This window comes from Bradyrhizobium vignae (assembly GCF_900324035.1).
GTDB classification, from domain to species: domain Bacteria; phylum Pseudomonadota; class Alphaproteobacteria; order Rhizobiales; family Xanthobacteraceae; genus Bradyrhizobium; species Bradyrhizobium vignae.
In genome coordinates this window covers 2,498,344-2,525,008 of record NZ_LS398110.1, presented here as the reverse complement: position 1 = coordinate 2,525,008, position 26,665 = coordinate 2,498,344, and the positions used below count along the sequence as shown (strand labels likewise).

26 protein-coding genes, 1 other RNA gene and 1 pseudogene are annotated in these 26,665 nt (G+C 64.1%); 8 read left to right on the top strand and 20 right to left on the bottom strand.

The genetic code is table 11. The annotated features are described in order from the left end of the window. Positions 1–16: 16 nt before the first annotated feature. From BRAD3257_RS12245 to miaA, 9 genes are all read right to left on the bottom strand, one after another. Positions 17–1,729 (bottom strand): sulfatase-like hydrolase/transferase, encoded by a 1,713-nt coding sequence (locus BRAD3257_RS12245; RefSeq protein ID WP_162500178.1) that lies wholly within the window; start codon positions 1,727–1,729, stop codon positions 17–19. A gap of 276 nt (positions 1,730–2,005) precedes the next feature. Next, a complete protein-coding gene (locus BRAD3257_RS39270; RefSeq protein WP_145987002.1) occupies positions 2,006–2,188 on the bottom strand; it encodes a hypothetical protein in 183 nt (60 codons plus the stop codon). Positions 2,189–2,684: 496 nt separating this feature from the next. Further along, positions 2,685–3,704, bottom strand: coding sequence for a ketol-acid reductoisomerase (gene ilvC, locus BRAD3257_RS12240; protein WP_122402041.1), 1,020 nt, complete (start codon positions 3,702–3,704; stop codon positions 2,685–2,687). Positions 3,705–3,837: 133 nt separating this feature from the next. Beyond that, positions 3,838–4,440, bottom strand: coding sequence for a LysE family translocator (locus tag BRAD3257_RS12235; protein ID WP_162500177.1), 603 nt, complete (start codon positions 4,438–4,440; stop codon positions 3,838–3,840). A 7-nt stretch (positions 4,441–4,447) separates the two neighbouring features. Continuing rightward, positions 4,448–5,323: an EamA family transporter gene (locus BRAD3257_RS12230; protein WP_122402039.1), complete on the bottom strand. Its 876-nt coding sequence runs from the start codon at positions 5,321–5,323 to the stop codon at positions 4,448–4,450. A 48-nt stretch (positions 5,324–5,371) separates the two neighbouring features. Then, positions 5,372–6,067 carry a class I SAM-dependent methyltransferase gene (locus BRAD3257_RS12225; protein ID WP_122402038.1) on the bottom strand — a complete coding sequence of 232 codons (696 nt, stop codon included), beginning with the start codon at positions 6,065–6,067 and terminating at the stop codon, positions 5,372–5,374. Positions 6,068–6,070: 3 nt separating this feature from the next. Continuing rightward, positions 6,071–6,613: an acetolactate synthase small subunit gene (ilvN, locus tag BRAD3257_RS12220; protein WP_061879307.1), complete on the bottom strand. Its 543-nt coding sequence runs from the start codon at positions 6,611–6,613 to the stop codon at positions 6,071–6,073. A 148-nt stretch (positions 6,614–6,761) separates the two neighbouring features. After that, positions 6,762–8,537, bottom strand: coding sequence for an acetolactate synthase 3 large subunit (locus BRAD3257_RS12215; RefSeq protein ID WP_122402037.1), 1,776 nt, complete (start codon positions 8,535–8,537; stop codon positions 6,762–6,764). 329 nt (positions 8,538–8,866) lie between these two features. Then, positions 8,867–9,808, bottom strand: coding sequence for a tRNA (adenosine(37)-N6)-dimethylallyltransferase MiaA (gene miaA / locus BRAD3257_RS12210; RefSeq protein WP_122402036.1), 942 nt, complete (start codon positions 9,806–9,808; stop codon positions 8,867–8,869). 11 nt (positions 9,809–9,819) lie between these two features. Between miaA and serB the strand changes: the two genes are divergently transcribed. Then, on the top strand, positions 9,820–10,725 hold the full coding sequence (gene serB / locus BRAD3257_RS12205) for a phosphoserine phosphatase SerB (RefSeq protein WP_122402035.1): 906 nt from the start codon (positions 9,820–9,822) through the stop codon (positions 10,723–10,725). A 147-nt stretch (positions 10,726–10,872) separates the two neighbouring features. Here serB and BRAD3257_RS12200 read toward each other — a convergent pair whose 3' ends face one another. The 11 genes and pseudogenes from BRAD3257_RS12200 to BRAD3257_RS12150 form a co-directional block, all read right to left on the bottom strand. Beyond that, complete coding sequence (locus BRAD3257_RS12200; protein ID WP_122402034.1) at positions 10,873–12,390, bottom strand: Do family serine endopeptidase; 1,518 nt, start codon at positions 12,388–12,390, stop codon at positions 10,873–10,875. 145 nt (positions 12,391–12,535) lie between these two features. Then, positions 12,536–12,742: a DUF2065 domain-containing protein gene (locus BRAD3257_RS12195; protein WP_025038031.1), complete on the bottom strand. Its 207-nt coding sequence runs from the start codon at positions 12,740–12,742 to the stop codon at positions 12,536–12,538. A gap of 71 nt (positions 12,743–12,813) precedes the next feature. Beyond that, entirely contained in the window at positions 12,814–13,710 is an 897-nt protein-coding gene (hflC, locus tag BRAD3257_RS12190; RefSeq protein WP_122402033.1) for a protease modulator HflC, read from the bottom strand. Continuing rightward, positions 13,707–14,843: an FtsH protease activity modulator HflK gene (gene hflK, locus BRAD3257_RS12185; RefSeq protein WP_122402032.1), complete on the bottom strand. Its 1,137-nt coding sequence runs from the start codon at positions 14,841–14,843 to the stop codon at positions 13,707–13,709. The genes hflC and hflK overlap by 4 nt, the downstream gene beginning before the upstream one ends. 153 nt (positions 14,844–14,996) lie before the next feature. Beyond that, entirely contained in the window at positions 14,997–15,506 is a 510-nt protein-coding gene (locus BRAD3257_RS12180; RefSeq protein ID WP_122402031.1) for a dihydrofolate reductase, read from the bottom strand. Further along, on the bottom strand, positions 15,506–15,991 hold the full coding sequence (locus BRAD3257_RS12175; protein ID WP_122402030.1) for a GNAT family N-acetyltransferase: 486 nt from the start codon (positions 15,989–15,991) through the stop codon (positions 15,506–15,508). Before BRAD3257_RS12175 ends, BRAD3257_RS12180 begins: the two co-directional genes overlap by 1 nt. A gap of 5 nt (positions 15,992–15,996) precedes the next feature. Beyond that, complete coding sequence (locus BRAD3257_RS12170) at positions 15,997–16,791, bottom strand: thymidylate synthase (RefSeq protein ID WP_122402029.1); 795 nt, start codon at positions 16,789–16,791, stop codon at positions 15,997–15,999. 187 nt (positions 16,792–16,978) lie between these two features. Beyond that, positions 16,979–17,956, bottom strand: coding sequence for a tripartite tricarboxylate transporter substrate binding protein BugD (locus BRAD3257_RS12165; RefSeq protein WP_122402028.1), 978 nt, complete (start codon positions 17,954–17,956; stop codon positions 16,979–16,981). Between the two features lie 174 nt (positions 17,957–18,130). Then, complete coding sequence (locus tag BRAD3257_RS12160) at positions 18,131–19,645, bottom strand: tripartite tricarboxylate transporter permease (RefSeq protein WP_162500176.1); 1,515 nt, start codon at positions 19,643–19,645, stop codon at positions 18,131–18,133. Positions 19,646–19,652: 7 nt separating this feature from the next. Next, a complete protein-coding gene (locus BRAD3257_RS12155) occupies positions 19,653–20,414 on the bottom strand; it encodes a tripartite tricarboxylate transporter TctB family protein (RefSeq protein WP_122402026.1) in 762 nt (253 codons plus the stop codon). A gap of 95 nt (positions 20,415–20,509) precedes the next feature. Next, a pseudogene (locus BRAD3257_RS12150) lies at positions 20,510–20,988 on the bottom strand (chromate transporter). Positions 20,989–21,126: 138 nt separating this feature from the next. Between BRAD3257_RS12150 and ssrA the strand changes: the two are divergent. The 7 genes from ssrA to feoB all read left to right on the top strand — a co-directional run bounded on the left by ssrA (position 21,127) and on the right by feoB (position 26,656). After that, positions 21,127–21,494, top strand: a transfer-messenger RNA (tmRNA) gene (ssrA, locus tag BRAD3257_RS12145). A gap of 117 nt (positions 21,495–21,611) precedes the next feature. Beyond that, positions 21,612–22,130 (top strand): SspB family protein, encoded by a 519-nt coding sequence (locus tag BRAD3257_RS12140; RefSeq protein ID WP_122402025.1) that lies wholly within the window; start codon positions 21,612–21,614, stop codon positions 22,128–22,130. Positions 22,131–22,219: 89 nt separating this feature from the next. Then, complete coding sequence (fumC, locus tag BRAD3257_RS12135) at positions 22,220–23,647, top strand: class II fumarate hydratase (RefSeq protein WP_122402024.1); 1,428 nt, start codon at positions 22,220–22,222, stop codon at positions 23,645–23,647. Positions 23,648–23,918: 271 nt separating this feature from the next. After that, positions 23,919–24,107, top strand: a complete 189-nt coding sequence (locus BRAD3257_RS12130; protein ID WP_122402023.1) for a DUF4169 family protein — start codon at positions 23,919–23,921, stop codon at positions 24,105–24,107. Beyond that, the gene (locus BRAD3257_RS12125; RefSeq protein WP_025038043.1) at positions 24,104–24,355 is read left to right on the top strand and encodes a ribbon-helix-helix domain-containing protein; all 252 of its coding nucleotides are present in this window, start codon (positions 24,104–24,106) and stop codon (positions 24,353–24,355) included. Before BRAD3257_RS12130 ends, BRAD3257_RS12125 begins: the two co-directional genes overlap by 4 nt. 117 nt (positions 24,356–24,472) lie before the next feature. After that, on the top strand, positions 24,473–24,748 hold the full coding sequence (locus BRAD3257_RS12120; protein WP_122402022.1) for a FeoA family protein: 276 nt from the start codon (positions 24,473–24,475) through the stop codon (positions 24,746–24,748). 36 nt (positions 24,749–24,784) lie between these two features. Continuing rightward, positions 24,785–26,656, top strand: a complete 1,872-nt coding sequence (gene feoB / locus BRAD3257_RS12115; RefSeq protein ID WP_122402021.1) for a ferrous iron transporter B — start codon at positions 24,785–24,787, stop codon at positions 26,654–26,656. The last annotated feature ends 9 nt before the right edge of the window (positions 26,657–26,665 follow it).

The window sequence follows — 26,665 nt, the reverse complement described above, 5'->3', positions numbered from 1 at the left end:
TAAGGACATCGTGCCGCTAAAGCCCTCTGATCATCCCGGCGTCGATCAGCAGCCGGTTGAGCCGCCGCGCCTCGGCGCCATCCTTGCAGCCGTAGAAGATGCCCTTGCAGCGGAGCATGATCTCCTTCTGCTCGGCGAAGGACGGATCGAGCGGGATGCCGGCAGCTTCCTGGATCACCAGCGGCAGATAGGGGCCGTCGATCGTGTCCATCACGGCCGCGCTTCTGACCGGCTCGAAGTTGACGGCGTCGATGGCGTAATAGGTCGCGTAGAGGCGCGGATCGTAGACATCGAGCTTCTTGCCGATCGCCCCCTCATCGAGCCCGGGCTCGAGCAGGTGCGGCGCAAACTCGGGCTGGTGATCGCCATAGCGCACGATCAGGAAGGGCTCACCCGGAAAGCTCTTCTTCAGGCCCGCGACGAATGCCTTGTATTGCTCGGCGCTCATGGCCTGACGACGCAGATATTCGTCGATGGACGGCGCATTGCCCGGCGCGCGCCAGTTCGGCAGCAGGTCGGGACGGAAACGGGTCTCCCAGGGAAAATGATTGGCACCGAGATAGATGAAGGTGAACAGCGGCTTGTTCGGCGGCTGCTGCCCCATCAGCTGAAGCGCCTTGTCGTAGAAGAAGCTGTCGGGCTCCACATCCTTGGCGCCGAGATCCTTGGAGTCGAGGAAACGCTCGATGCCGGTCGTCATCTGGAAGCTACGCGCGCCCATGAAGCCGCCATGGGCGGGATAGAGCGACAGCGTATCGTAGCCGCAACGGCGTAGCGCCAGCGGCAGGCCGCGCTCGACCCGGTTCGAGGCGATGCGCGTCACGAAATAGGCGAAGCGGCCGAACGAGCGCGAGGAGAGCCCCGCGAGCACATTGTATTCGGTGAACCAGCTCGGCCCGCCATTGCTCTCGGCGAGGAACGTGCGCTGCCTGCCGTCCCAGGATTTGAAATGGCCGCCATAGCCCTGGGGCACCTTGACGCCCTGCGCGGCGCGGATGTCGAAGCTCGACTCATCATGGATCATGATGATGTTCGGCCGCCGGCCGGCGGGATGGCAGGAATCGACCAGCGGCATGTTGAGCCGCTCGTCGGTCGAGGCAGCCGATTCCATGAAGCCGTACTGCGCGAAGTCGGAGACGGCGGTGACGGCGGAGCGGAAGAATTTCGAGAGATAGCCGTCATCGTAGTAGCCGCGCCAGGCCTCCTCCGGGTGAGAGAGCGAATAGGCGACCAGGGCGGCAAGACAGGCAAGCTTGCAAGCGAGTGCCGGCAGGCGGCGGATGCGGAACGGGTCGAGCCACCACAGCGCATACATCAGCGGCAGCGTGACGAGACCGGCTGATATCACCGACCAGCGCAAATTCGGGAAGATCGTGAACAGGAACGCGACGGTGTCGCGATCGATCATCATCAGGTCGATGAAGTTGGCCGTCATCTGCACGACGTCGTGCTTGAGCCGCGACAGCAGCACCAGCACCACAACCAGGGTCAGCGACAGCGCCCCCGACAGCGCCGGCCGGCGCAGGAGGGTGATCCAGAAGAAGTTGAGGATGCCCCAGGCCAGCGCGAAGGACAGGCGCGAGCCGAAATCCGTCTCGGTCTCGTACATCAGCGCGAGCGCCGCCAGATGCGGCGCGGCAACGGCGAGCAGCCGCCAGATGCCGAGCGCGGCGACGCTCGCCAGCACGGTGGTCGCGGCAGAAGGACCTGGATTGGGCGCGGACGCCATCGACGACACGCAACTCTGGTCCGGCGCAGTGATGCCAAGCCGTCTGGCCGGCCTGAAAACGGCCAGGGCGTCCGGGGCAGCCGGCTGCACCGTTTCATAAAACTGTAGTGGAACTGTCGCGGACAGGCAACGTGCGGCGCGATCCGACCTTCGCTTAATGTTAGCGGCCGGCGAACGAAAGCCGTAGACCAAGGCCCGGCGGAGATGGCCTTGCGCACGCTCGCGATGGGCCGCCGCCCGCGCGGGCAAACCGTCGCGGCGGGCTGAACGGCCGCCTTACTGCGCCAGCAGCCCGAGCCGCGTGGCGATGATGCGCCCGATCAGAAACTTCGCGACGGCCCAGCCGATGCCCTGTGGACGCACCGGTGATGACGACAGATCGCATGGTCCCCGCCCTCCAGTTCCGGCGATCATGTCGGAGAAAGGTGCCAGGACGCAATCGTGGTTCGCGATACGCATGATGAGACTATAGATGAAGAGCCGAATGCTTGCCTCTGAAGAGGCAGACGTTTTGGCGCTGCAGTGGCAGCGACGAGAGTCCCAGAACCGACGCGAGATCAAGAAAGTGGTTTAAGCGTCAGTTCTTCGCGTTCAGGCTGTACTTCAGCTCGCGAAGAATTTGAATGAAGCAGCAATACTTGGCGCGGGAAATGAAAGAGCGAACGCTCTTTGTGACTTTGCCAACACTAATTGCGAAGGCTTAAGATTTGGTTCGACGTGCGAGGCTCGTGTTTTCGCTCGTGTCCCGGACAAGCGCAGCGAAGCAGAGCGCAGAGCCGGGACCCGGAAGCCGCAATGGGCCCGGCTCGGCAGCGCACCACTTGCGTGATGCGCTGCGTCCGGGGAACGGTGACTTAAAGCGCGATGAGATCTGGATGAATCGTCATCGCGCTTTAGCTTGTTGTTCACGCATGATCTTTCCGGAAAACCGCTTCGCACTTTTCCGGATCATGCTTTAGTTCTTGCTCTTGTCGACCAGCGCGCCCTTCTTGATCCAGGGCATCATGTCGCGCAGCTTTGCGCCGACTTCCTCGATCGGGTGCGCGGCGAGCTTGGCGCGGGTCGCCTTGAACGAGGTCTGGTTGACCTTGTTCTCGAGCATCCAGTCGCGCGAGAATTTGCCGGACTGGATGTCGTTGAGAACCCGCTTCATCTCCTTCTTGGTCTCTTCGGTGATGATGCGCGGACCGGTGACATACTCGCCGTACTCGGCGGTGTTGGAGATCGAGTAGTTCATGTTGGCGATGCCGCCTTCATAGATCAGGTCGACGATCAGCTTCACTTCGTGCAGGCACTCGAAATAGGCCATCTCCGGAGCGTAGCCGGCTTCGACCAGGGTCTCGTAGCCACCCTTGATCAGCTCGACCAGGCCGCCGCAGAGCACGACCTGCTCGCCGAACAGGTCGGTCTCGCACTCTTCCTTGAAGGTGGTCTCGATGATGCCGGCACGGCCGCCGCCGATCGCGGAGGCGTAGGACAGGCCGAGGTCATGGGCGTTGCCCGAGACGTCCTTGGCAATCGCGATCAGGCAGGGTACGCCGCCGCCGCGCTGATACTCCGAGCGCACGGTGTGGCCGGGGCCCTTCGGCGCGATCATCAGCACGTCGAGGTCGGCGCGAGGATCGAGCAGGTTGAAGTGGACGTTGAGGCCGTGCGCGAACACGAGGGCAGCGCCCTTCTTCATGTTGTCGTGCAGGTGCTCGCGATAGATGTCGCCCTGAAGCTCGTCCGGGGTCAGCATCATCACGAGGTCGGCCCATTTGGCAGCTTCCGCAACTTCCAGCACCTTAAAGCCGGCCGCTTCCGCCTTCTTGGCCGAGGCTGAGCCCTTGCGCAGCGCAATGGCGACTTCCTTGACGCCGGAATCCTTCAGGTTGAGCGCATGGGCGTGGCCCTGGCTGCCATAGCCGACGATGGCGACCTTCTTGCCCTTGATCAGGTTCAGGTCGGCGTCGCGATCGTAATAAACACGCATAGTCGTTTCCTCGTTCAGGGCCAAAAATCGGCCAATGGTCAGTGTCCGAAGGGTGAAATTTGCGGATTTCGGGGGCTGTCTAGAGCATTTTCAGCCCCGAGGGAAACCCGTTTCTGCATGGAAATCCGCGACATCATGCATCCATGAAAACGGGGTAGAGGGAAGCGAGCAGCAGGATCGCCATCAGGATATTGAAGGCGCGGACCAGCCGCTCAGAGGTCAGGATCGGCCGCAACGCGGTGCCGAACAACGCCCAGACCACGGTCGAGACCGTGCCGACGACGAGGCTGATTACGGTCTGGATAGCGATATTGAGCGGGAATTGGGCGATCGCAGCATAGGCGGTGATGGTACCGATCACGATCACCCAGCCCTTGGCATTGATCCACTGGAACATGGCCGCGCCCCAGAAGGTCATCGGGCCACGGGCCTTCTCCTCGCCCGACTTGGCCGGACCGGACATCGCGATCACGGCGGCCAGGTAGATCAGGTAAGCGGCGCCGGCATATTTCAGGACGGTCTGGAGGATCGGATAGGCCAGGAACACGGTGCCGAGCCCGAGACCGACGGTCGCGACCATGAAGGCAAAGCCGATGACGATACCGACGATGTGCGGAATGGTGCGGCGGAAGCCATAGGTTAGACCGGAGGACAGCAGCATGATGTTGTTCGGCCCGGGCGTGAAGTACATCACCACCATGAAGGCCAGGAACGCATAGAATAGCGAGAAGGCCATGTTCACCTCACGCGGTCTTCGGCAGGACTTGCGGGCGCTTCGCCAGCACCATCACGGCGATACCACCGATCACGGTCAGCATGCCGGCGAGCCGCAACGGTCCGAACCGCTCGCCGAATACGATGCTGGAGGCAGCCGAGCCGACGAACGGCACCAGCAGCGCGAACGGCACCACTTGCGCGGCCGGATAGTCGCGCAGCAGGCGGCCCCACAGCCAATAGGCGATGCAGGTGGAGATACCGCCGAGCATCAGCATGCAGAGAACCGATGTCAGCGATATGTGCGTCAGCGAGGTCCAGGTCGGCGCCGGCCCGTTGGCGATCAGTGCCAGCACGAACAGCGGCACCGCCGAAGCGAGGCACAGCCACGCGAACAGATCGAACATCGGCACGCCGCGCGCGCCGCGCAGCAGGAGATTGCCGACGGCAAAGCTGAGCGGCGATATCATCAGCACCGCGAAGGCCGCGACGCTGAAATCATAGCCGACTGTGCCGCAGATCATCAGCAGGCCCGCCGCTGCAATGACGATGCCCAGCGTCTGCACCGGCGCCGGCCGCTCGCCGAACGCGAGCGCTGCGAAGCCGATCGTGAACAGCGCCTGGCTCTGCACGACGACGCTGGTCAGTCCTACCGGCACGCCGTGAGCGATGCCGTAGGCCTGAGACAGGAACTGGCCGAGGAACAGCGTGAAGCTGATCGCGATCAGCCGCGACCAGGCGACCTTCGGCTTGGGAATGAACAGGCACGGCACCGCGGCGATCGTAAAGCGCAATGCCGTCATCAGCTCCGGCGAAAGCTCGTCGAGCGCGATCCGGCTCGCCACGAACGCAAACCCCCAGATGATCGCCACCATGGCGGCGATGAGGATGTCGGCCGGCTTCATTGTTGTTTCCGGTTCTGCTTGTCGTGCAGCCCTGTCTATTGTTCTGGTCTAGCCTTGCTCGCCGGCTTTCGGTTTCCGCAGCAGATACGTGCCATGCATGGGGGCGTGGTAGTCGGCCGAGACCAGCACGAAGCCGACGTCGGTCAGCATCCGCTCCATCACCCAGCCGAAGGTGGAATATTCGTCGCGCATATGCGTCACCACGCTCTCCCGCGCGAAATCGTGATTCTTGATCTGGAAATCGGCCCATTGCTCGACGTCGCGTTCGACCGCGTCGGGCATCGCGGTATAGACGATGTCGCGCAGATAGAAGCTCGCACCCGGCTTCAGGGCGCGATAGATCCGCGACATCGCCACCGCCTTCCAGAAATCGGGCAGATGGTGCAGCGTGAATTCGCTGACGATCAGGTCGTAGGACTCCGGACGGTAGGCGAAGCTGAGCAGGCCTGCGGACTGGGTGCGAACCGGCGCCTTGCGGTCGCGCGCGTAGATCTCAGCGAGCGCCAGCATCGCGGGCGATATGTCGATGGCGTCGACCTCGGCGCCCATCAGCGCGGCTTCGGTCGCCAGCACGCCGTTGCCGCAGCCGATATCGGCGATGCGCCAGCTGCGCTGGACCCCGAGCATTTTCAGCGCGGCGCGCGCCCGCAGATCGGCATCGTCATGATTGTCGTAGATCGAGGCCACAGCGGGCTCGATCCCCATCCGATTCCGCTCGTTATAGTACCAGTCGCGCGCCAGCATGGTTCACATCCCTTCAGGCCCGCGGCCGATCGCGGCAACACCGGTGCGCGACACTTCGACGAGGCCGAGCGGGCGCATCAAGTCGATAAACTGGTTGATCTTGTCCGTATTGCCTGTGATCTCGAACACAAAGCTCTCGGTGGTGGCGTCGATCACCCGGGCGCGGAACGCGTCCGCCAGCCTGAGCGCCTCGACCCGATGTTCGCCCTGGCCGCGCACCTTCACCATCGCCAGCTCGCGCTCGATCGAGCGCTTGGTCAGGGTCATGTCGACGACGCGGTACACCGGGATCATGCGGTCGAGCTGGTGCTTGATCTGCTCGATCACCATCGGCGTGCCCGTGGTGACGATGGTGATGCGCGACAGATGCTTCTGAGCCTCGGTCTCCGAGACCGTGAGGCTCTCGATGTTGTAGCCGCGGCCCGAGAACAGGCCGATGACGCGCGCGAGCACGCCCGGCTCGTTCTGCACGAGCACAGCGAGCGTATGTGTCTCGTTGGGATCGTGACGGTCCTCGATGAAATAGGCGGATGCGGGCTGGTTCATTGTCGTCCCCTCTATTCTTCGTCGTCATGTCCCGTGAAGGCGAAGGGGCATCCAGTAACTACCAGCGTCGAGGCCCCCAAATCTGTCGCGGCGTGCTGGATCGCCCGGTCAAGCCGGGCGATGACAGCGGAGTTTATGACCATCGCGCTCACACCAGCGCCTTGCCGCCGGCGAACGCCTTGGCCGTGGCCTCGTCATTTGCCTGCTCCGGCAGCAGCATCTCGTTATGCGCCTTGCCCGAGGGGATCATCGGGAAGCAGTTTTCGAGCGCGGCGACGCGGCAGTCGAACAGCACCGGACGCTTGACCGAGATCATCTCCTTGATGGCGCCATCGAGATCGGCCGGCTTGTGCACCTGGAGGCCGACGGCGCCATAGGCTTCCGCGAGCTTGACGAAGTCGGGCAGCGCTTCGGAGTAGGAATGCGACAGGCGGTTGCCATGCAGCAGCTGCTGCCACTGGCGCACCATCCCCATGTACTGGTTGTTGAGGATGAAGATCTTGATCGGCAGCTCATACTGAACCGCCGTCGACATCTCCTGCATGGTCATCTGCACCGAGGCGTCGCCCGCAATGTCGATGACGAGGCTGTCCGGATGCGCGACCTGCACGCCGACCGCAGCCGGCAGGCCGTAGCCCATGGTGCCGAGACCGCCCGAGGTCATCCAGCGATGCGGCTCCTCGAAGCCGTAGAACTGCGCCGCCCACATCTGATGCTGGCCGACCTCGGTCGTGATGTAGGTATCCTTGCCGCGCGTCTGTTCGAACAGGCTCTGGATCGCGTGCTGCGGCAGGATGACGTCGTTGCTCTTCTTGTAATAGAGCGAGTTGCGGGCGCGCCATTGCGCGATCTGCTGCCACCACGACTTGATGTCGGGCTTCTTCGCCTCGGCCTTGAACACCTGGAGGATGTCGCCGAGGATATTGCCGCAATCGCCGATTATCGGCACGTCGACCCGGATGTTCTTGTTGATCGAGGACGGGTCGATGTCGATGTGGATCTTCTTCGAGCCGGGCGAGAACGCATCGACACGGCCGGTGATGCGGTCGTCGAAGCGCGCGCCGACGCACAGCATGACGTCGCAATCATGCATGGTCATGTTGGCTTCGTAAGTGCCGTGCATGCCGAGCATGCCGAGCCAGTTATTGCCCGATGCCGGATAGGCGCCCAGACCCATCAGCGTCGAAGTGATCGGAAAACCGGTGACCTCGACCAGCTCGCGCAAGAGCTTGGTCGCCTCGGGGCCGGAATTGATCACGCCACCGCCGCTGTAGATCACAGGACGCTTGGCACTGGCCAGCAGCGCCACGGCTTTGCGGATCTGCGTCGCATCGCCCTTCAGGCGCGGCGCGTAAGAGCGGTGCACATCGGACTTGCGCGGCGGGTGATAGGTGCCGGTCGCGAACTGCACGTCCTTGGGAACGTCGACCAGAACCGGGCCCGGACGGCCGGAGGTTGCGACATAGAAGGCCTCATGCAGCACCTTGGCGAGATCATTGACGTCGCGCACCAGCCAGTTGTGCTTGGTGCAGGGCCGCGTGATGCCGACGGTGTCGCATTCCTGGAACGCGTCGTTGCCGATCAGATGCGTCGGCACCTGGCCGGAGATGCAGACCAGCGGGATCGAGTCCATCAGCGCGTCGGTGAGCGGCGTCACCATGTTGGTGGCGCCGGGACCGGAGGTCACCAGCGCAACGCCGGGCTTGCCGGTGGAACGCGCATAGCCCTCGGCGGCATGGCCCGCGCCCTGCTCGTGCCGGACCAGGATGTGCTGGATGTGGCTCTGCTGAAAGATCTCGTCATAGATAGGAAGCACCGCGCCGCCGGGATAACCGAAAATGTCGGTCACGCCGTGATCGATGAGCGCACGGACGATCATTGCGGCGCCGGTCATCTGGTTCGGATCGTGGCTCTTGTCGCTCATTGGCTTGCTCCGGATGCGCTGTTGCCAGCGGCTTCATTCGTGTCGGGTTCGGGAAATAAAAAAGGCCCCGAAGAGGGCCCACGCACACCGCCTGTCTTGTGGATGGCAGCTAGCCACCCCCGGCGGTGTGCCTGGGTACGACGGCGATAAGGAGTTTGGTAATAATGTTACGCATGGCAGGCGCTCGGCTTCCCAAAGGTTGCGCGAAACATAGCGGCCAAACCCTGGATGTCAAGGCAATGCGGCCGTTCCTGCGCGATTTGTGGAGTGTAGCGGTGTTCCCGGAGTTCGGCGAGAGGTAAATTCGGGAACCCGGGCACAAACGCGTGTCAGCGAGGGTCCTCAGTCGCGCTCACCATCGTCGCCAGCCACCCCCTCGCCTCATTCGGCCTCACCCACTCGAATTCCGGCAATTGGTGCCGGAACCAGGTGAACTGGCGCTTGGCATAATGGCGGGTATCGGCCCGGCCGATCCCAGCGGCCTCCTCCAGGCTCAGCCCGCCGCGCAGATGCCGGATCAAGGCCGGCACTCCATGGGCCTTCATCGCCGGCAGCAGCGGATCGAGGTGTCGGGCGGCGAGCCGCTCGACTTCCCTGAGCGCACCGGCACCCAGCATCGCATCGAAGCGGGCATCGATGCGGGCATACAGCTCGTCGCGTTCGGGGGCGAGAAACACCGCGCGAAAACTGTCTTTCGGCAGCAGCGGTGGCTGCCCCTCCTGCTGCCAGTCGAGCAGCGAACGCCCGGTTGCCTCGATCACCTCAAGCGCGCGCGCAATCCGGGTGCGGTCGCGCAGGTTCAACCGCTCGGCCGCGGGCGGATCGCGGCGCGCGAGTTCCGCGTGCAGCGCCTCGACGCCGTTCCGTTCCAACCGCGCGCGTACATCGTCGCGCACCTCGGCAGGGATCGGCGGCACCACGGAGAGACCGGCCGTCAACGCCTTGAAATAGAGCCCGGTGCCGCCGATGAAGATCGGCAGACGCCCCTGAGCCCTTGCTCCATCGAGCGCCTTCGCCGCGTCGCTTACCCAGGCACCAGCCGAGAAGTTCACGGCGGCATCGACATGGCCATAAAGGCGATGCGGCACGAGCGCCTCATCCGCCGCTGTCGGCCGCGCCGTGATGATGCGCAGGTCGCGGTAGACCTGCATGGAATCGGCATTGATGACGACGCCATCGGTCGCGAGCGCAAGCTCGAGCGCCAGCGCCGACTTGCCGCTGGCGGTCGGGCCTGCGATAAGCACGGCCTTGCCTGAATGCCCCTCGCTCACGAAAACCTCAAATGTCCCTCGTTGCCACGCTGATCTGCAACCCTGACAATCCCGCGCTCGACTCGACCATCGTCGACGGCGCCCGCGCCGTGCTGCCTCAGGCAGCTCCCGCGCACTGGCTGTTCGACGGGGTTGCGGTCGACATTCCCTTCGGCGTCGACAGTAACCTCGAAGGCGACCGTCACGCCATCGAGCAGCGGTTGCGCGAGCTCCGCGGCGACCTGCCCATCGACATCGTCGTGCAGCCAGGCGGCTTCCGGCGCAAGAAGCTTTTTCTCGCCGACATGGATTCCACCATGATCGGCCAGGAGTGTATCGACGAGCTCGCCGATTTCGTCGGGGTGAAGGCGCATGTCGCAGGCATCACCGAGCGTGCGATGCGCGGCGAGATCGAGTTCGAGCCAGCGCTGCGCGAGCGCGTCGCGCTGCTCAAGGACCTGCCGGCCAGCGCGGTCGACGAGGTGCTGGCCAAGCGCATCACGCTGACGCCGGGTGGCAGGACACTGGTCGCGACCATGCGCGCCCATGGCGCCTACACCTGCCTCGTCTCGGGCGGTTTCACGCTATTCACGACCGCGATCGCCGCCAAGCTCGGCTTTCAGGAGAACCGCGCCAACGAGCTCGTCGTGCGCGACGGCAAGTTCACCGGCGAGGTGAAGGAGCCGATCCTCGGCCGCGCCGCAAAGCTTGCGACGCTGGTGGACCTGATGGAGTCGTTCGATCTCGACGACATCGACTCGGTCGTGGTCGGCGACGGTGCCAATGATCTCGGGATGATCCAGGCGGCGGGGCTCGGCGTCGCCTATCACGCCAAGCCTGCGGTGGCCGCTGCCGCGGGCGCGCGGATCGATCATGGCGATCTCACCGCGCTGCTCTATGCGCAGGGGTATCGGCGCGACGAGTTCGTGGAGGGGTAGCCTCGCCGTCGTCAGCCCTTGCTGCTGGCTCAGCAGCCGTAGGATGGGCAAAGGCGCGCTTGCGCCGTGCCCACCACTCTTGCCGCGATGGTGGAAAGATGGTGGGCACGCTTTGCTTTGCCCACCCTGTACGAGACCGTACTGCGACTACTGCACGCTCAGCGCGACAAACCGCAGCTCGCCGTCGGCGTTGGAGACCAGCAGCAGCACCGATTTCTTGCCGTCCTTCTTGAGCTGATCGACCCGCTTCTGAATGTCGGCCCCGCTCGACACTGCCTCCTGCGCCACCTCGACGATGACATCGCCGGCGGACAGGCGCTTCTCGGCCGCGTCCGAATTGGCGTCGACGCTGGTGACGACCACGCCTTTGACGCTGTCCTTGATCTTGTAGCGCGTGCGCAGATCCTTGTTCAGCGTTGCGAGATCAAGGCCGAGCGCCTTCTGCGTCACGGGCTTCTCCGGCGCCGGCTCGTCGGTCTTCACCGCAGCCTGCACCTTTTCGGGATCCTGGAGGCGGCCCAGCGTGACCTTCTTGGTCTCTTCCTGACCTTTGCGGATGATGACGACATCGACCTCCTTGCCGACCGCGGTGTCCGCGACGACGCGGGACAGGTCCTTCGGGTCCTTGACGTCCTTGCCGTCGAACTTGACGACCACATCGCCGGGCTCGATGCCGGCGGGCTTGGCCGGGCCCTTATCGTCGACGCCGGCGACCAGCGCACCGCGCGCCGGCTTGATGTTGAGACTCTCGGCGATCTCGTCGGTGACGCTCTGGATGCGCACGCCAAGCCAGCCACGGCGCAGCTCGCCGAACTGGCGGAGCTGGTCGACGACGCCCACCACCGTCTTCGACGGCACGGCGAAGCCGATGCCGATGGAACCGCCGGAGGGGGAAATGATCAGCGTGTTGACGCCAATGACGTCGCCGTCGAGGTTGAACAGCGGGCCGCCGGAATTGCCGCGGTTGATGGAGGCGTCGGTCTGTATGTAGCTGTCATATGGCCCTGAGGAGATGTCGCGGTTCTTGGCCGAGACGATGCCGGCGGTCACCGTGCCCCCGAGGCTGAAGGGATTGCCGATCGCGATCACCCAGTCGCCGAGGCGCAGCTTGTCGGAGTCGCCGAACTTCACCGCGACCAGCGGCTTCGGCGGCTTGATCTTGAGCACGGCGAGATCGGTCTTCTTGTCGACCCCGACCAGCTCGGCCTTGATCTTGGTGCCGTCGTTGAGGATGACGTGGATCTCATCGGCGTCCGCAATGACGTGGTTGTTGGTGACGACGACGCCCGATGCGTCGATGATGAAGCCGCTTCCGAGCGAGTTGGTTTTGCGCGGCGGGTTGTTGTCACCGCCCTTGCTGCCACCACCGGGGCCCCGACGGTTCTTGAAGAAGTCGTCGAAGAACTCCTCGAACGGCGAGCCGGGCGGCAATTGCGGCATGGTGTTGCTGCCGCCGCCCTTGGCGTCGACCGTCTGCGAGGTCGAGATGTTGACGACCGCGTCGATCACCTTCTCGGCGACGTCGGCGATGCCATCCGGTCCGCGCGCATGGGCTGGCGTGCCGAACGCGCTGAAAGCACCGACGGCGAGCGCGGCCAGCCCAATTCGCACACCAAGTCGCACGCGACGGCGCGAGTGGGACGGGGCAGTGATGGCAGCGGTCATTGTGATCTCCAGACAAAGGGACTCGGCGCCAGACTGCGCTCGAACGGGGGCACGGCGCAAGCGCGGAACTTATTAACGGGCTTCAAGAGCCCGATAATAGGGCGAAAACCAGTCCGGCGCCTTCACTTTGGCGTTGGCTCGATAGCTAAATTGGGCGCCGCATAACCCAGATCAGGACGAGGCCGGCCACGGCCGAGCCGATCCCGACCGCCCGCAGGATGTTGTCCGGCGTGGCGATGGCGCTCTTCATGGCTTTGCGCATCCAGTTGGGACTGGCCGCGAACATCAAGCCTTCCAGCACGAACAGGATGCCTAGGCCGATGAGGAAGTCGGCGAACGCAATGGACCTCATCGGAATGGAACCTCCCGTTATGCTGTTCTTGTCTGGACAAAGCGCGGCGAGATCCGCCGCCCTTGTCTAGCTTACGGCTTGGCCGGCGTCTCGGTTGCCGTCTTGCCGGACGGGTGACCGAAGTACCGGAAGAAATCCGATTCCGGCCGCAGCAGGAAGCGGGTGTCGCTCGCACGCAGCCCGTTCTCGTAGGCCGTCATCGACCGGTAAAAGGCGAAGAAGTCGGCGTCCTTGCCGTAGGCTTCCGCAAACAGGCGGTTGCGCTCGGCATCGCCCGCGCCGCGGGTCTGCTCGGCCTGCGAATTGGCTTCCGCGATGATGACTGTCGCCTCACGGTCGGCCTTGGACTTGATCTCCTGAGCCTTCTGTCCACCCTGTGCACGGAACTCGGCCGCCTCGCGCTCGCGCTCGGTCTTCATGCGCTGGTAGACCGCCTGGCTGTTCTGCTCCGGCAGGTCGGCGCGGCGGATCCGGACGTCGACCACCTGAATGCCATAGCCGTCGGCCTCGTGGTCGAGCTGGTCGCGGATGCGCAGCATCAGCTTCTCGCGGTCGTCGCGAACCACGTTGATGAAGGTGACCTCGCCGAGCACGCGGCGCAGCGCCGCGTTGAGGAGCGTGGTGAGCTGGATGTTGGCGGCCTGGATCGAGCCGACGCTCTGATAGAAGCGCAGCGCGTCCTTGATGCGATAGCGCGCGAAGGCGTCGACCACGAGCCGCTTCTGGTCGGACGCGATCGCTTCCTGCGACGGGTTCTCGAGGTCGAGGATCCGCTTGTCGATGTTGATCACCGAATTCCACGGTGCCTTGAAATGCAGGCCGGGAGCGGTGACGACGTCGACGGGCCTGCCGAACTGGAGCACGATGGTCTGCTCGGTCTGCTGCACCGTGAACAGTGACATGTAGGCCACGATCAGGACCAGGAGCAGCCCGAGCAGCGTGGCGAAACCTGTAACCGGAGACCTCATCGGCTGCCTCCGCTCGACTGCGGACCGGTCATAGGTGTCCGCTTGGGCGCCAGTTCGGGAAGCGGCAGATAGGGCACGACGCCTTGGCCTGAGGGGCCGCCGTCATAGACGAGCTTGTCGGCGCCGCCGAGCACGCGCTCCATCGTCTCCAGATAAATCCGTTGTCGAGTCACGTCGGGCGCCTTCTTGTATTCGTCGTAAATCTTCAGGAAGCGGGCGCTCTGGCCCTTGGCCTCGGCAACCGCCTGCTCCTTGTAGCCTTCGGCATCCTGCAGGATCTTGGCCGCGCGTCCGCGCGCCTGCGGCACCACTTGGTTGGCGTAGGTCTGCGCTTCGTTCTGCAACTGCTCCTGATTGGCGCGCGCCGCCTGCACGTCGCGGAAGGCATCGATCACTTGGGCGGGCGGATCGACCTTCTGCATCTGCACCTGGGTGATCTGAATGCCCGCTCCGTAGCTGTCCAGGGTTCTCTGGATCAGTTCCTGCACCCCCTGCTCGGTGACGTTGCGTGCTCCGGTCAGGATCGGCTGGATCTGCGAGCGGCCGATCACCTCGCGCATCGCGCTCTCGGCGACCGCTTTCACGGTGCCTTCGGGATTCTGGATGTTGAAGAGGAAGTCGCCGACGCCGTCCGGCTTGATGCGCCAGAGCACCGTGAAGTCGACGTCGACGATGTTTTCGTCGCCTGTCAGCATCAGGCTCTCTTCCGGGACGTCACGTATGGAGCGGCCGCGACGCGCCGGATCTTCGATCAGCGTCATACCGATGGAGATGGTGTTGACGCGGAGCGCCTTGGGCAGCAGCACTGTCTCGATCGGATAAGGCAGATGATAGTTCAGGCCGGGCTGCACGGTGCGGACATGCTTGCCGAAGCGCAGCACGACGCCGAGTTCTTCGGACTGCACGCGGAAGAAGCCCGACAGCAGCCAGAATGCGACGATCAGCAGGATGATCAGCGTGATACCGATGCCGGAGAAATAACCACCCGGCATGATCTGCTGGAGGCGGTCCTGGCCGCGCCGCAGAAGATCCTCCAGATCCGGCGGTCTCGGCCCGACCGGTTGCGGACCTGAGCCCCATGGTCCCTTTGGACCCGAGCCCCATGGGCCACCGCCCTGATTCTTCCACGGCATTCGACGCTCTCCTCGGCAGGGTGGAATTGCCCCCGCCCGCTTTGTCCGGTCCGGCTTTATAGGGGACAGGCAGGTCCCTTACAACGCGGCCTGGGCCGTCCTCCGAGCTATGCTTGGGCACGAAAAAGTCAATGTAAACATTGACGAATGCGGTTAATGGCGGGGGCGCCGACGATATGTCACATAGGAGAAGTCAGCGCTGTCGTCGGGGCCGGCAGGATGGCGGATGCGCTCAATCTCGTCCCAATCAGCCTTGTCGATGTCGAAATGCGTGTCGCCTTCCGGCCGCGCATGCACTTCGGTGATTTCGAGGCGATCGGCGCGATCGAGCCATTGCCGGTAGATCTCGGCGCCGCCGATCACCGCGATCTCAGTGACCGAACGCCGCAGGGCATCGCCGAGCGCAACCGCAGCCGCAGCCGCTCCCGACGTCGTGACAATGGCGCCACTGGCGCGATAGGCCGCATCGCGCGTGATCACGATGTTGGTGCGGCCCGGCAGCGGCCGGCGCAGGGATTCGAAAGTCTTGCGGCCCATGATCACCGGCTTGCCGATCGTGAGCGCCTTGAAGCGGGCCATGTCGGATTTCAATCGCCACGGAATGGCGTTGCCCGCGCCGATGACGCCGTTCTCCGCGATGGCGACGACAAAGACGATCTCCATCAGGGCGCGCTCCCGGCAAGCCGCGTCAGCGCATCCCCGGTGACGCGGCACAGCGTCCAGTCGTCCATCATGACCGCACCGAGCGATTTGTAGAACGCGATCGACGGTGCGTTCCAGTCCAGCACCGCCCATTGCAGGCGCGACCAGCCGTTCTCGACGCACTCCCTCGCGAGATAGACCAGCAGCGCCTTGCCGAGCCCCCTGCCCCGATGCGACGGCCGCACGTAAAGATCTTCGAGATAGATGCCGTGGCGGCCGCTGAAGGTGGAGAAATTTGCAAACCACACCGCGAAGCCGACCGGCTCGCCGTTCCACTCGGCGATCGCGCAATAGAGCTGCGGCCTCTCGCCGAACAGCGCCTCCGCGATGTCAGCCTCGGTCGCCTCGACCTCGTGCGAAAGCTTTTCGTACTCGGCGAGCTCGCGGATGAAAGCAAGAACGAGCCCGGCTTCGCCGGCGCGCGCGCGGCGGATGTTGACCGACATCTGCGCTAGACCGCGACGTCCGCCTTGATATGCGGATGCGGGTCGTAGCCGACGAGCTCGAAATCCTCGTAGCGGAACGAGAAGATGTCCTTCACATCGGGGTTGATCCGCATCACCGGCAGCGCGCGCGGCGCACGGGTGAGCTGAAGCCGCGCCTGCTCCAGATGGTTGGAGTAGAGGTGGGTGTCGCCGAGCGAGTGCACGAAGTCGCCCGGCTTCAGGCCGGTGACCTGCGCGACCATCATGGTGAGCAGCGCGTAGGAGGCGATATTGAAGGGCACGCCGAGGAAGACGTCGGCCGAGCGCTGATAGAGCTGGCACGACAGCTTGCCGTTCGCGACATAGAACTGGAACAGCAGGTGACACGGCGGCAGCGCCATCTTCTCGACGTCGGCCGGATTCCAGGCGGTGACGATCAGCCGGCGGGAATCTGGAGTGCGCTTGATCATATCGATGACATTGGCGATCTGGTCGATGCTGCGCCCGTCGGCCGTGGGCCAGGAGCGCCATTGATGACCGTACACCGGACCGAGATCACCATTGGCATCCGCCCATTCGTCCCAGATGGTGACGCCGTTGTCGCGCAGATACTTGATGTTGGTGTCGCCCTTCAGGAACCAGAGCAACTCGTGCACGATCGCCTTCAGCGGCAGCCGCTTGGTGGTCAGCATGGGGAAGCCGGCGGACAGATTGAAGCGCATCTGGTGGCCGAACACCGAGAGCGTGCCGGTGCCCGTTCGGTCGGTCTTCTCTGCGCCGTCTGAAAGAATCCGCTCGAGCAGGTCCTGATACTGGTGCATGTGCCAAAAACCTCAAGAAGACGGCAGCCTTTGGGGAGGCGGCGAACTTAACGGCCACCCCGGTGCTGCGACAGCGGCGATTCGCTACTCCCATCGATTATACCCCGGAAAAATGAGTGTTCCCGGCACAAACGACAAGGACGGAACTGACGTCCCGCCCTTCTGCCTATCAGCTTGATTGCGTTGCCTAAGTCGCCGGCTTGAGCACCGGGGTCCACTTCGCGATCTCGTTCTTGACCAGGGTGGCCAGCGCTTCCGGCGTCCGTTCGGCGGGACCCGGGATGACGCTGCCGAGTTCGAGCAGGCGCTTGCGCACGGTCTCGTCATCGAGCGCCTTGGCGGCCGCTGCGTTCAGACTCGCCACGATCGCAGGCGAGGTTCCCTTCGGGGCGAACATCGCATTCCAAGCCTGGGCCTGGAACTTCGGCAAGCCCGCTTCCACCGTCGTCGGCACGTTCGGCAGCGACGGATTGCGCTCCGGTGTTGCGATCGCATAGGCTTTGATGGTGCCGGCATTGATCTGCGGCACCGCGTTGACGATCTGGTCGCACATGTAGTCGACCTGGCCCGCCACCAGCGCATTCATCGCAGGGCCCGTACCGTTGAAGGGCACGCCGACCGGCTTGATGTCGAGGATCGAGTGCAGAAGCTCGCATGAGACGTGCGAGACCGATCCGACACCGGCATGCGCGGCATTCAACTTCTCTGTGTTCGCCTTCACATAGGTAACGAACTCGTTCAGATCCTTCGGCGGAAAGTCCCTGCGTGCGAGGATCAGGATCGGTGTGCCCGCGAGCAGCGCGATCGGCTCGAAATCCTTCTCGGGATGATAGGCGAGCTTCGGATAGAGCGGCACCGATGCCGCATGGGTGCCCATGTGGCCGGTGATCAGCGTATAGCCATCATTGGCCGCGCGCGCAGCGCGCATCGTCGCGGTGGTGCCGCCGGCACCGACGACGTTCTCGATGATGATGCTTTGTCCCAGCGTCTGCGCCATGTGCGCGGTGATGATGCGCGCGACGACATCGGTCGGGCCACCGGCCGCAAACGGCACGATCGTGGTGATGCTGCGCGTCGGATAGGTCTGCGCCTTAGCCGGTGCAACAAGGCCCAACGAGGCGAGCGCTACGGCACATGCGCCCGTGAGCGCGCGAATGAAGGTCATGGTATCGGTCCCTTGAACACAAACAAAGATGCCGGCCCAAAGGCCGGCATTTTCATTTCACGAAGCCGTCACACAAGTCGATTCGACTTCCGAATGCGGCGCGTCGACGCAGGCGAGCACGGCTTTCATATGAGCATGATGTTTCCGGAACTTCGCGCTTTTCCGGATCATGTTTTAGTTCTCGGATTCGGTGAACACCTCGTCGCGCTTCGATCGCAACGCAGGCAGCACCGTAAGGACGAGAAGGCCCGCCGCGACCGCCAGCAGCACCGCCGACAACGGACGCATCACGAACACGCTCCAGTCGCCGCGCGAGATCAGCAGCGCACGGCGGAGGTTCTCCTCCATCAGCGGTCCCAGCACCATGCCGAGCAGCAGCGGGGCAGGCTCGAAATCGTGTTTGATCAGCCAGTAGCCGACGAGACCGAACACGCCGGCAAGGATGACGTCGACCGGCGCGTTGTTCACCGAATAGATGCCGATCGCGCAGAAGATCACGATCGAGGGGAACATCAGCCGGTACGGCACGCGCAGGAGGCGGACCCAGATTCCCACCAGCGGCAGGTTGATGATGATCAGCATCAGATTGCCGATCCACATCGAGGCGATCATGCCCCAGACGAGGTCGGGTTGCTTCTGCATCACCTGCGGGCCCGGCACGATGCCGTGGATGGTCATCGCGCCCACCATCAGCGCCATCACCGCGTTCGGCGGGATGCCGAGCGTGAGCAGCGGGATGAAGGAGGTCTGCGCGGCGGCGTTGTTGGCGCTCTCCGGCCCCGCGACGCCCTCGATCGCGCCGCGGCCGAACCGCGACGGGTTCCTGGCGAGTTTCTTCTCGAGCGTATAGGACCCGAATGATGCAATCGTCGCACCGCCGCCGGGCAGGATGCCGAGGATCGAGCCGAGCACGGTGCCGCGCAGGATCGCGGGAGTCGAATCGACCAGATCCTTTCTGGTCGGCATCAGACCGGTGATCTTCTGCTGCACGAGATCGCGGCTCATCTCGGCGCCAGCGTCGAGATTGCGGATGATCTCGGCAAAGCCGAATACGCCCATCGCGACCGTCGCAAAGCCGAGGCCGTCGGCGAGTTCCGGAATGTTGAAGGCCATGCGGGAGGCGCCGGTCTCGATATCCGAGCCGACCATCGACAGCAAAAGGCCGAACACGATCATCGCGATCGCCTTGAGCACCGAGCCCTTGGCCAACACGACCGCAAAGATCAGGCCGAGCACCATCAGCGAGAAATACTCCGCCGGACCGAACGCCAGCGCGAGCTTGGTCAAGGGCGCGCCGAGCACGGCGATGAGCACGGTCGCGACGCAGCCGGCGAAGAACGAGCCGATCGCGGCGATCGCCAGCGCCGGGCCGGCGCGGCCCTGCCTGGCCATCTGGTGGCCGTCGATGGCAGTGACAACCGACGTCGCCTCACCGGGTATGTTGACCAGGATCGACGTGGTCGAGCCACCATATTGCGCGCCGTAATAGATGCCGGCGAGCATGATCAGCGCGCCGACCGGCGGCAGGCCGAAGGTGATCGGCAGCAGCATCGCGACGGTGGCGATGGTGCCGATGCCCGGGAGCACGCCGACCAGCGTGCCGACCAGCGCACCGATCAGGCACATCAACAGGTTGATCGGAGAGAAGGCGACGACAAAACCGTGAGCGAGGTTGGCAAAAAGCTCCATCACAGCCTCACTGAGCCAGGAAACGCGGGAACATCGGCATCGGCAGCCCGAGCACGTATGGAAACAGGATTGCGCACCCCAGCGTCAGGCAGGCGCCGACGATGGCCGCTTCAAGCCAGCGCGTCTCCTGCGAGCCCGCCGCCGCGATCATGAAGCTGATAAAGCCCGTGACCACGAGGCCGAGCGGCCGGATTGCCAGCGCGAAGAACAGGATCCCGGCCATCACGAACAGCGGCCCGCGCCAGGAATAATGGGCCATTGGCGGCCCATCGGTCAGAAGACCGGTCAAGGCGATTCCGGCCGATAACGCGACCAGGAGTCCGCCGAACATGCGTGGCGCCGTACCCGCCCCGAAAGAGAAGCCCCGCATGCCCTGCAGGTCGCTCCCTGCCCACAGCGCGAACAGCGCAACCGCCATGAGGACGACGCCTCCGACGTAATCCTGAGCCGACCGGACCGTCATGAAAAACGTGAGGATCGCCACCACGAACAGCGGGTAGGAATAGATCAGCGCGAGCAGCACATCGGACGATACCTTCTTGGTGTCACCGCTGGCCGCTCCAATCAAGGCTCCAGGCGCGCCGGCAAGCAACGCCGTGGCGTGGCTGATCACCACAGCGGTCGGGCCGCGGCCGGTGCCCCAGCCGAAGATCGTCCCGATCGACCAGATCAATTCGAATATCTGCGGCGCAATCGCCAGCAGACATAAGCCGAGCGCCACCTTGGTATTTCGGGTGGCCGTCGCTGAGTGGCCCATCGTGTCGGCCATGCTTGTCTCCTCCGCGACCCTTAAGTCACGAGCACTGTTGTTCTAAATCGGCTGGAACTGGATACCCCGCCCGGATCACTGCCTAGCGATTTTCATCACACAATGCCAGCAAAACCCAACACGCCTCCATCCGGAGCCAGAGTGGATTGATGCGCGAAATGGACGCAACCACCGCAACAATCGCGGTCAGAAGCAATGCAGCAATTGAGCGATCGGTCGACTGGGCCAGGATCAAGGCGCTCGCTGCCATCAGAGCTATCGAGAGCGGAACCAGTGCAGCCTGGATCAGGGCGGGCCAGCGCGATTGGCTGGGGCGGTTCAGGAGCCGGCTGACATAACAGGCAAGCAGCGCCGTCGGCAGGCACATCGCCAGCGTTGCGGCCAGCGCGCCGGGGATGCCTGCGACGGCATAGCCGATTAACGTCACGATAAGCACGTTTGGACCTGGCGAGAGCTGCGCGATCGCATACGCGTCAGTGAACTGCTTGTCGGTCATCCAGTGATTCACCTCGACCGCGATGCGGTGCATCTCGGGCACCGCCGCCGCGGCTCCGCCGACGGCGAACAGCGACATCGTGGCGAAGGCCAGGAACAGGGCGACCAGGCCGGCCGGTGCGGCGGCGAGATCCGGCTCTTCGACGGCCGGTGCTGAATCCGAGGCCAGGACGGTCCGGAACCTATCCAAAGGGAACCAGAGGTTCGTCCTTCCAAGCCTCTGTTTTTTGTGACCTTTGCCCCCTATATTGGGGGTGCCGGTTCGCCGGCTATGGAAATAAACGGTCGTCGTAATAAACCATTCGGACCCGGGGGCGGTACCCGGCGCCTCCACCAAAGCCCAGTATCGGGCGTGTTCTGAAGCTGAGCTTTGGCGGGGGCGAAATAGGATCGACGAGGGCGTAAAGGGCGTACTTTTTCCCGGTATTGTTCCGCCGTTATCGGGCTACTGCAATAGTTGCCAACGACAACTTTGCTCCGGTTGCTCAGGCTGCGTAACGCAGTTTGAAAGACCACTCTAAAGTCCTAGTGGGTTAAGCTCCGCTAGGCGGGGTTCGGAGGCACCTGGCAACAGAAGCCTCCACTTTACTCTTTTGATTTCTTCCCCGGCGGGGACTCCTGCTCATCCGTCAGGCGCGGTACTATTGCGGCTTGGCGAGTCGGGCCGGCAGGGTCCGGCTTCGGGGATGCAACAGGACCACCATGGCGACCGATCATATCCGATACGATGTGCTGGCCCGCGACGCGCTGCGCGGCGTGCTGCGGAAGGTGCTGACCGATGCCGCGGCCCATGGCCTGCCGGGCGAGCACCATTTCTTCATCACCTTCGTATCGAAGGCCGAAGGCGTGAAGTTGTCGCCGCGGCTGCTCGCGCAATATCCGGACGAGATGACGATCATCCTCCAGCACCAGTTCTGGGACCTGACCGTGCTCGAGGACCGTTTCGAGGTCGGCTTGTCCTTCGGCGGCATTCCGGAGCGGCTGGTGGTGCCGTTCAGTGCCATCAAGAGCTTCCTCGATCCATCCGTGAAGTTCGGCCTCCAGTTCGACACCTCGGACGTCGCCGAGGTCGCACCCGAGAATTTGCCGGCAGCGCCTGCGCCATCGGCCGTGTCGGTCCCGGCACCTGCCACAGAAAAAGCAGAAGCTGCCGATGAACCGCCCCCGCCGAGCCAGGGCGGCGCCGAAGTCGTGCGGCTCGATCGTTTCCGCAAGAAATGATCTAGGTTGGGCCCGCGCCGGTCGCACACGGTCAAACTGCCTATATAGAGAAGCACACGAAAAGACCGTGCGGCATTTCGCGCGGCAGAATGGATGTGCTCATGGCCAAAACGACCCGCGCTTCACGCCCCGCAACCCGCACCGAGACCGACAGCTTCGGTCCCATCGAGGTGCCCGCCGATCGTTATTGGGGGGCGCAGACCGAGCGTTCGCGCCAGAACTTTCGCATCGGCACCGATCGCATGCCGATCTCGCTGGTACATGCGCTCGGCATCGTCAAACTGGCCGCCGCGCAGTCCAATCTCGAGCTCGGCCTGCTCGACCAGCGCCGCGCCAATGCCATCATCCGCGCCGCGCGCGAGGTGATCGAGGGCAAGCTCGACGATCATTTCCCGCTTGTGGTGTGGCAGACCGGCTCGGGCACGCAGAGCAACATGAATCTCAACGAGGTGATCGCCAACCGCGCCAATGAGCTGCTCGGCGGCGACCTCGGCGCCAAGAAGCCGGTGCACCCCAACGACCACGTCAACATGAGCCAGTCGTCGAACGACTCCTTCCCGACCGCGATGCACATCGCGGCCGCAAGCCGCATCAATGCCGATCTCGTCCCCGCCCTCGGCGAGCTGCTGCGCGCGCTGCGCAAGAAGGAGAAGGAGTTTTCGAAGATCGTGAAGATCGGCCGCACCCATACGCAGGATGCGACGCCCCTGACGCTCGGCCAGGAATTTTCCGGCTATGCCGCGCAAGTCGAAAGCGGCATCGCCCGGCTCAAGGTCGCGGTGAAGGACCTCTATCCGCTGGCGCAGGGCGGCACTGCCGTCGGCACCGGCCTCAACTCGAAGCCGCGCTTTGCAAAACTGTTCGCAAAGCACGTTGCCGGGATCACGAAGCTCCCCTTCACAAGCGCCGCCAACAAATTCGAGGCACTGGCCTCGAACGACGCCTATGTGCTGGCGCACGGCGCCATCAATTCGGTCGCGACCGGCCTGTTCAAGATCGCCAACGACATCCGCCTGCTCGGCTCTGGCCCGCGTTCGGGCCTCGGCGAATTGATCTTGCCGGAGAACGAGCCGGGCTCCTCGATCATGCCGGGCAAGGTCAATCCGACGCAGTGCGAGGCGATGACCATGGTGTGCTGCCAGGTATTCGGCAATCACACCGCCATCACCGTCGCCGGCAGCCAGGGCCATTTCGAGCTCAACGTCTACAAGCCCGTGCTGGCCTACAACATGCTGCACTCGATCCGCCTGCTGGCCGATGCCGCGCGCTCCTTCACCGAGCATTGCATCAGCGGCATCCGCGCCGACGAAAAGCGCATCAAAGAGCTCATGGAGCGCTCACTGATGCTGGTGACGGCGCTGGCCCCGAAGATCGGCTACGACAACGCCGCCAAGGTGGCCAAGACCGCGCATGCCAACGGCACCACGCTGAAGGAGGAGGCGCTGCGGCTCGGCTTCGTCTCGGCGGAGGAGTTCGACCGCCTGGTGCGCCCGGAGAAGATGACCAGCCCGGGATAGATTCCGATAGTCCTCCGTAATGATACGGACGCTCGGCGCTCAAAAATATGCGGTTTTGCGGGCGGGATTTGATTACCGTCAATGTCGCGGCGGGGCGGCGTGCTACGCAGCCCTTCCGCCCCTCGACCGGGCGAAATTTATCGTTTGGTGGCCCGAGGGGCCGATTGACGAGGACGAGCGAATGGCGATCAACTCTCGTGGGGCGCAACGCGGCACCCTGTTTCTGAATGTTTCATCCTGCCTGAAGAGGAGCGGATGATGGAGACGCGGCATGGGGAACGTCATCAACCTGAATCGTTTCAGGAAGCGCGCCGAGCGGGAAGCCTCGGCGAAACAGGCGGACGCCAACCGGGCGAAATTCGGGCGCACGAAGGCGGAACGGTCGGCGGAGGAGAAGCGGGGGGACCAGGCCAAGCAGCATCTGGACCAGCACCGGATCGATCGCGAGGAGCAGCCATGAAGTCGCCGGTCGTGAAACGGTCGATCGTCGTCGCCGGTCACAAGACCAGCGTCAGCCTGGAAGAGGCGTTCTGGAACGGCATGAAGGAAATCTCCGGCCTGCGCAACATGACGTTGTCCGAGCTGGTCGGCGAGATCGACAACAACCGCCAGCAGGGCAATCTGTCGTCGGCGATCCGTCTCTTCGTCCTGGATTACTTCAAGAGCCGCGCCATGGCCGCCCAGCCGGACAAGGTCCCGGCGCAATAGCCCGTCAGGGGGCGCCCTCGACGGCGCCCCGGCCTCTGCAGTTTAAAATCACTCTAAGATGCAGCTTCGGCGGGCGCGCGCGCTTGACCTCAATGCCCTGCGTTGAAAATACAGGGCATGACCGACACCACCGACACGCGTTCGCATATGCCGCTGGGCCTGGCCCAGCGTGGCTATACCGGCGTCATCCAGCACCTTGCCGCCAAGCAGGCGGGCTCGGCGCTCTCGGATGTCGAGCTCGAGAGCCGCCTGATCGAACTCGGCTTCGTCGAGGGCGCCCGGGTCGAGATCTTGCATGAGGGGCTGGTCGGGGGCGACCCGATCGCCGTGCGGGTCGACAGCATCACCATCGCGGTCCGCCGTCGCGAAGCCATGGCCATCATCGTCGCTTAGATAGCGACGGGACGCCTCATCCCGGGCCCTTGATACATGGAATTACCCCTGCTGCATCTCGCCCTGGTGGGCACGCCAAACAGCGGCAAGACCTCGCTGTTCAACGCCCTGACCGGCAGCCGGCAGAAGGTCGCGAATTATCCCGGCGTCACCGTCGAGCGCAAGGAAGGCTTCTTCGTCACCCCCTTGGGACGCCAGGTCTCGGTGGTCGACCTGCCCGGCACCTACTCGCTGCGCGGCCGCAGCCCGGACGAGGAGATCACCCGCGACTTCGTGCTCGGCAAGGCCACCGGCGAGACGGTGCCCGATCTCGTGCTGTGCGTCGCCGATTCCACCAATCTGCGCCTGACCATCCGCCTGCTGCTCGAGCTCAAGCGCACCGGACGGCCGATGATCCTCGTGCTCAACATGTTCGACATCGCGAGCCGCCGCGGCATCACTGTCGACGTCGAGCGGCTCGCCAAGGAGCTCGGCGTGCCCGTGGTCACCTCGATCGCGGTGCGCAGGGGCGGCACGGCCGACCTGCTCGCGCTGACCGACGAGATCTCGGCCAAGCTTGCCGCCGAGCCACAGGAGAACAGCTGGCGCGCGCTCAGCGTCAGCGAATTGCGCGCCACCCAGCGCGAGGCCGACCGCATCATCGCCGACTGCGTCAGCCTGCCTGCTAGCCCCGACACCTGGACCGCGCGGATCGACGCCGTGGTGCTGCATCCGGTCGCCGGCCTCATCGTGCTCGCGCTGATCCTGTTCGTGATGTTCCAGGCGGTGTTCGCCTGGGCGAAGCCGCTGATGGAGCTGCTGCAGTCCGGCTTCGATGTACTCGGCGAGTTCGTCCACGCCACCCTCCCCGACGGTCTGTTGCAGAGCTTCCTTCAGAACGGCGTGATAGCGGGCGTCGGCAGCGTCATCGTGTTCCTGCCGCAGATCATCATCATCTTCCTGTTCATCCTGCTCCTGGAAGATTTCGGCTACATGGCGCGCGCCGCGTTCCTGATGGACCGCATCATGGGCGGCGCCGGCCTGCACGGCCGCGCCTTCATTCCGCTCTTGTCGAGCTTTGCCTGCGCCATTCCCGGCATCATGGCGACGCGCGTGATCGACAACAAGCGCGACCGGCTGACCACGATCCTGATCGCGCCGCTGATGACCTGCTCGGCGCGCATTCCGGTCTACACGCTGATCATCTCCGCCTTCATTCCGGCCAGGGACGTCTGGGGCTTCATCAACCTCCAGGGACTCGTGATGTTCGGCCTTTATGCGGCCGGCATCACCAGCGCGCTCGTCGTCTCGTTCCTGATCAAGTTTTTCATGCTGCGCGACTTTGCGCCGGCACCGTTCATGCTGGAGCTGCCGGACTACAAAATGCCGCGGCTGAAATCGATCGCGATCGGCATCTACACCCGCGCCAAGATGTTCCTGGTGCGCGCCGGCACCACGATCTTCTCGATGATGGTGCTGATCTGGTTCCTGGCCTCGTTCCCGCAGCCGCCGGCAGGCAGCACCGAGCCCGCCATCGATTTCAGCCTGGCGGCGATGATCGGCAAGGCGCTCGCGCCGCTGCTCGCGCCGGTCGGCTTCAACTGGCAGATCGCGGTTGCGCTGATCCCCGGCATGGCGGCCCGCGAGGTCGCGGTCGCAGCCCTCGGCACCGTCTATGCGATCGAAGGCGGCAAGGAGGCGGCCGAGCAGATCGGCCAGGTGCTGGCGACCAAATGGTCGCTCGCAACCGCCCTGTCGATGCTGGCCTGGTACATCTTCGCCCCGCAATGCGCCTCCACGCTCGCCGTGATCCGGCGCGAAACCGGAAGCTGGGGATGGATGGGCGTGACCTTCACCTACATGCTGGTGCTGGCCTATGCCGCGAGCCTCGTGACGTACAACGTCGCCGTCGCGCTGGGGGCGGGCTAGCCCCCTCCC

What these genes read in the sequence shown, in the direction of transcription:
- BRAD3257_RS12245 (WP_162500178.1), bottom strand. Translation starts at nt 1,729, where the DNA reads ATGGCGTCCGCGCCCAATCCAGGTCCTTCTGCCGCGACCACCGTGCTG.
- BRAD3257_RS39270 (WP_145987002.1), bottom strand. Translation starts at nt 2,188, where the DNA reads ATGCGTATCGCGAACCACGATTGCGTCCTGGCACCTTTCTCCGACATG.
- ilvC (WP_122402041.1), bottom strand. Translation starts at nt 3,704, where the DNA reads ATGCGTGTTTATTACGATCGCGACGCCGACCTGAACCTGATCAAGGGC.
- BRAD3257_RS12235 (WP_162500177.1), bottom strand. Translation starts at nt 4,440, where the DNA reads ATGGCCTTCTCGCTATTCTATGCGTTCCTGGCCTTCATGGTGGTGATG.
- BRAD3257_RS12230 (WP_122402039.1), bottom strand. Translation starts at nt 5,323, where the DNA reads ATGAAGCCGGCCGACATCCTCATCGCCGCCATGGTGGCGATCATCTGG.
- BRAD3257_RS12225 (WP_122402038.1), bottom strand. Translation starts at nt 6,067, where the DNA reads ATGCTGGCGCGCGACTGGTACTATAACGAGCGGAATCGGATGGGGATC.
- ilvN (WP_061879307.1), bottom strand. Translation starts at nt 6,613, where the DNA reads ATGAACCAGCCCGCATCCGCCTATTTCATCGAGGACCGTCACGATCCC.
- BRAD3257_RS12215 (WP_122402037.1), bottom strand. Translation starts at nt 8,537, where the DNA reads ATGAGCGACAAGAGCCACGATCCGAACCAGATGACCGGCGCCGCAATG.
- serB (WP_122402035.1), top strand. Translation starts at nt 9,820, where the DNA reads ATGTCCCTCGTTGCCACGCTGATCTGCAACCCTGACAATCCCGCGCTC.
- BRAD3257_RS12200 (WP_122402034.1), bottom strand. Translation starts at nt 12,390, where the DNA reads ATGACCGCTGCCATCACTGCCCCGTCCCACTCGCGCCGTCGCGTGCGA.
- BRAD3257_RS12195 (WP_025038031.1), bottom strand. Translation starts at nt 12,742, where the DNA reads ATGAGGTCCATTGCGTTCGCCGACTTCCTCATCGGCCTAGGCATCCTG.
- hflC (WP_122402033.1), bottom strand. Translation starts at nt 13,710, where the DNA reads ATGAGGTCTCCGGTTACAGGTTTCGCCACGCTGCTCGGGCTGCTCCTG.
- hflK (WP_122402032.1), bottom strand. Translation starts at nt 14,843, where the DNA reads ATGCCGTGGAAGAATCAGGGCGGTGGCCCATGGGGCTCGGGTCCAAAG.
- BRAD3257_RS12180 (WP_122402031.1), bottom strand. Translation starts at nt 15,506, where the DNA reads ATGGAGATCGTCTTTGTCGTCGCCATCGCGGAGAACGGCGTCATCGGC.
- BRAD3257_RS12175 (WP_122402030.1), bottom strand. Translation starts at nt 15,991, where the DNA reads ATGTCGGTCAACATCCGCCGCGCGCGCGCCGGCGAAGCCGGGCTCGTT.
- BRAD3257_RS12170 (WP_122402029.1), bottom strand. Translation starts at nt 16,791, where the DNA reads ATGCACCAGTATCAGGACCTGCTCGAGCGGATTCTTTCAGACGGCGCA.
- BRAD3257_RS12165 (WP_122402028.1), bottom strand. Translation starts at nt 17,956, where the DNA reads ATGACCTTCATTCGCGCGCTCACGGGCGCATGTGCCGTAGCGCTCGCC.
- BRAD3257_RS12160 (WP_162500176.1), bottom strand. Translation starts at nt 19,645, where the DNA reads ATGGAGCTTTTTGCCAACCTCGCTCACGGTTTTGTCGTCGCCTTCTCT.
- BRAD3257_RS12155 (WP_122402026.1), bottom strand. Translation starts at nt 20,414, where the DNA reads ATGGCCGACACGATGGGCCACTCAGCGACGGCCACCCGAAATACCAAG.
- BRAD3257_RS12140 (WP_122402025.1), top strand. Translation starts at nt 21,612, where the DNA reads ATGGCGACCGATCATATCCGATACGATGTGCTGGCCCGCGACGCGCTG.
- fumC (WP_122402024.1), top strand. Translation starts at nt 22,220, where the DNA reads ATGGATGTGCTCATGGCCAAAACGACCCGCGCTTCACGCCCCGCAACC.
- BRAD3257_RS12130 (WP_122402023.1), top strand. Translation starts at nt 23,919, where the DNA reads ATGGGGAACGTCATCAACCTGAATCGTTTCAGGAAGCGCGCCGAGCGG.
- BRAD3257_RS12125 (WP_025038043.1), top strand. Translation starts at nt 24,104, where the DNA reads ATGAAGTCGCCGGTCGTGAAACGGTCGATCGTCGTCGCCGGTCACAAG.
- BRAD3257_RS12120 (WP_122402022.1), top strand. Translation starts at nt 24,473, where the DNA reads ATGACCGACACCACCGACACGCGTTCGCATATGCCGCTGGGCCTGGCC.
- feoB (WP_122402021.1), top strand. Translation starts at nt 24,785, where the DNA reads ATGGAATTACCCCTGCTGCATCTCGCCCTGGTGGGCACGCCAAACAGC.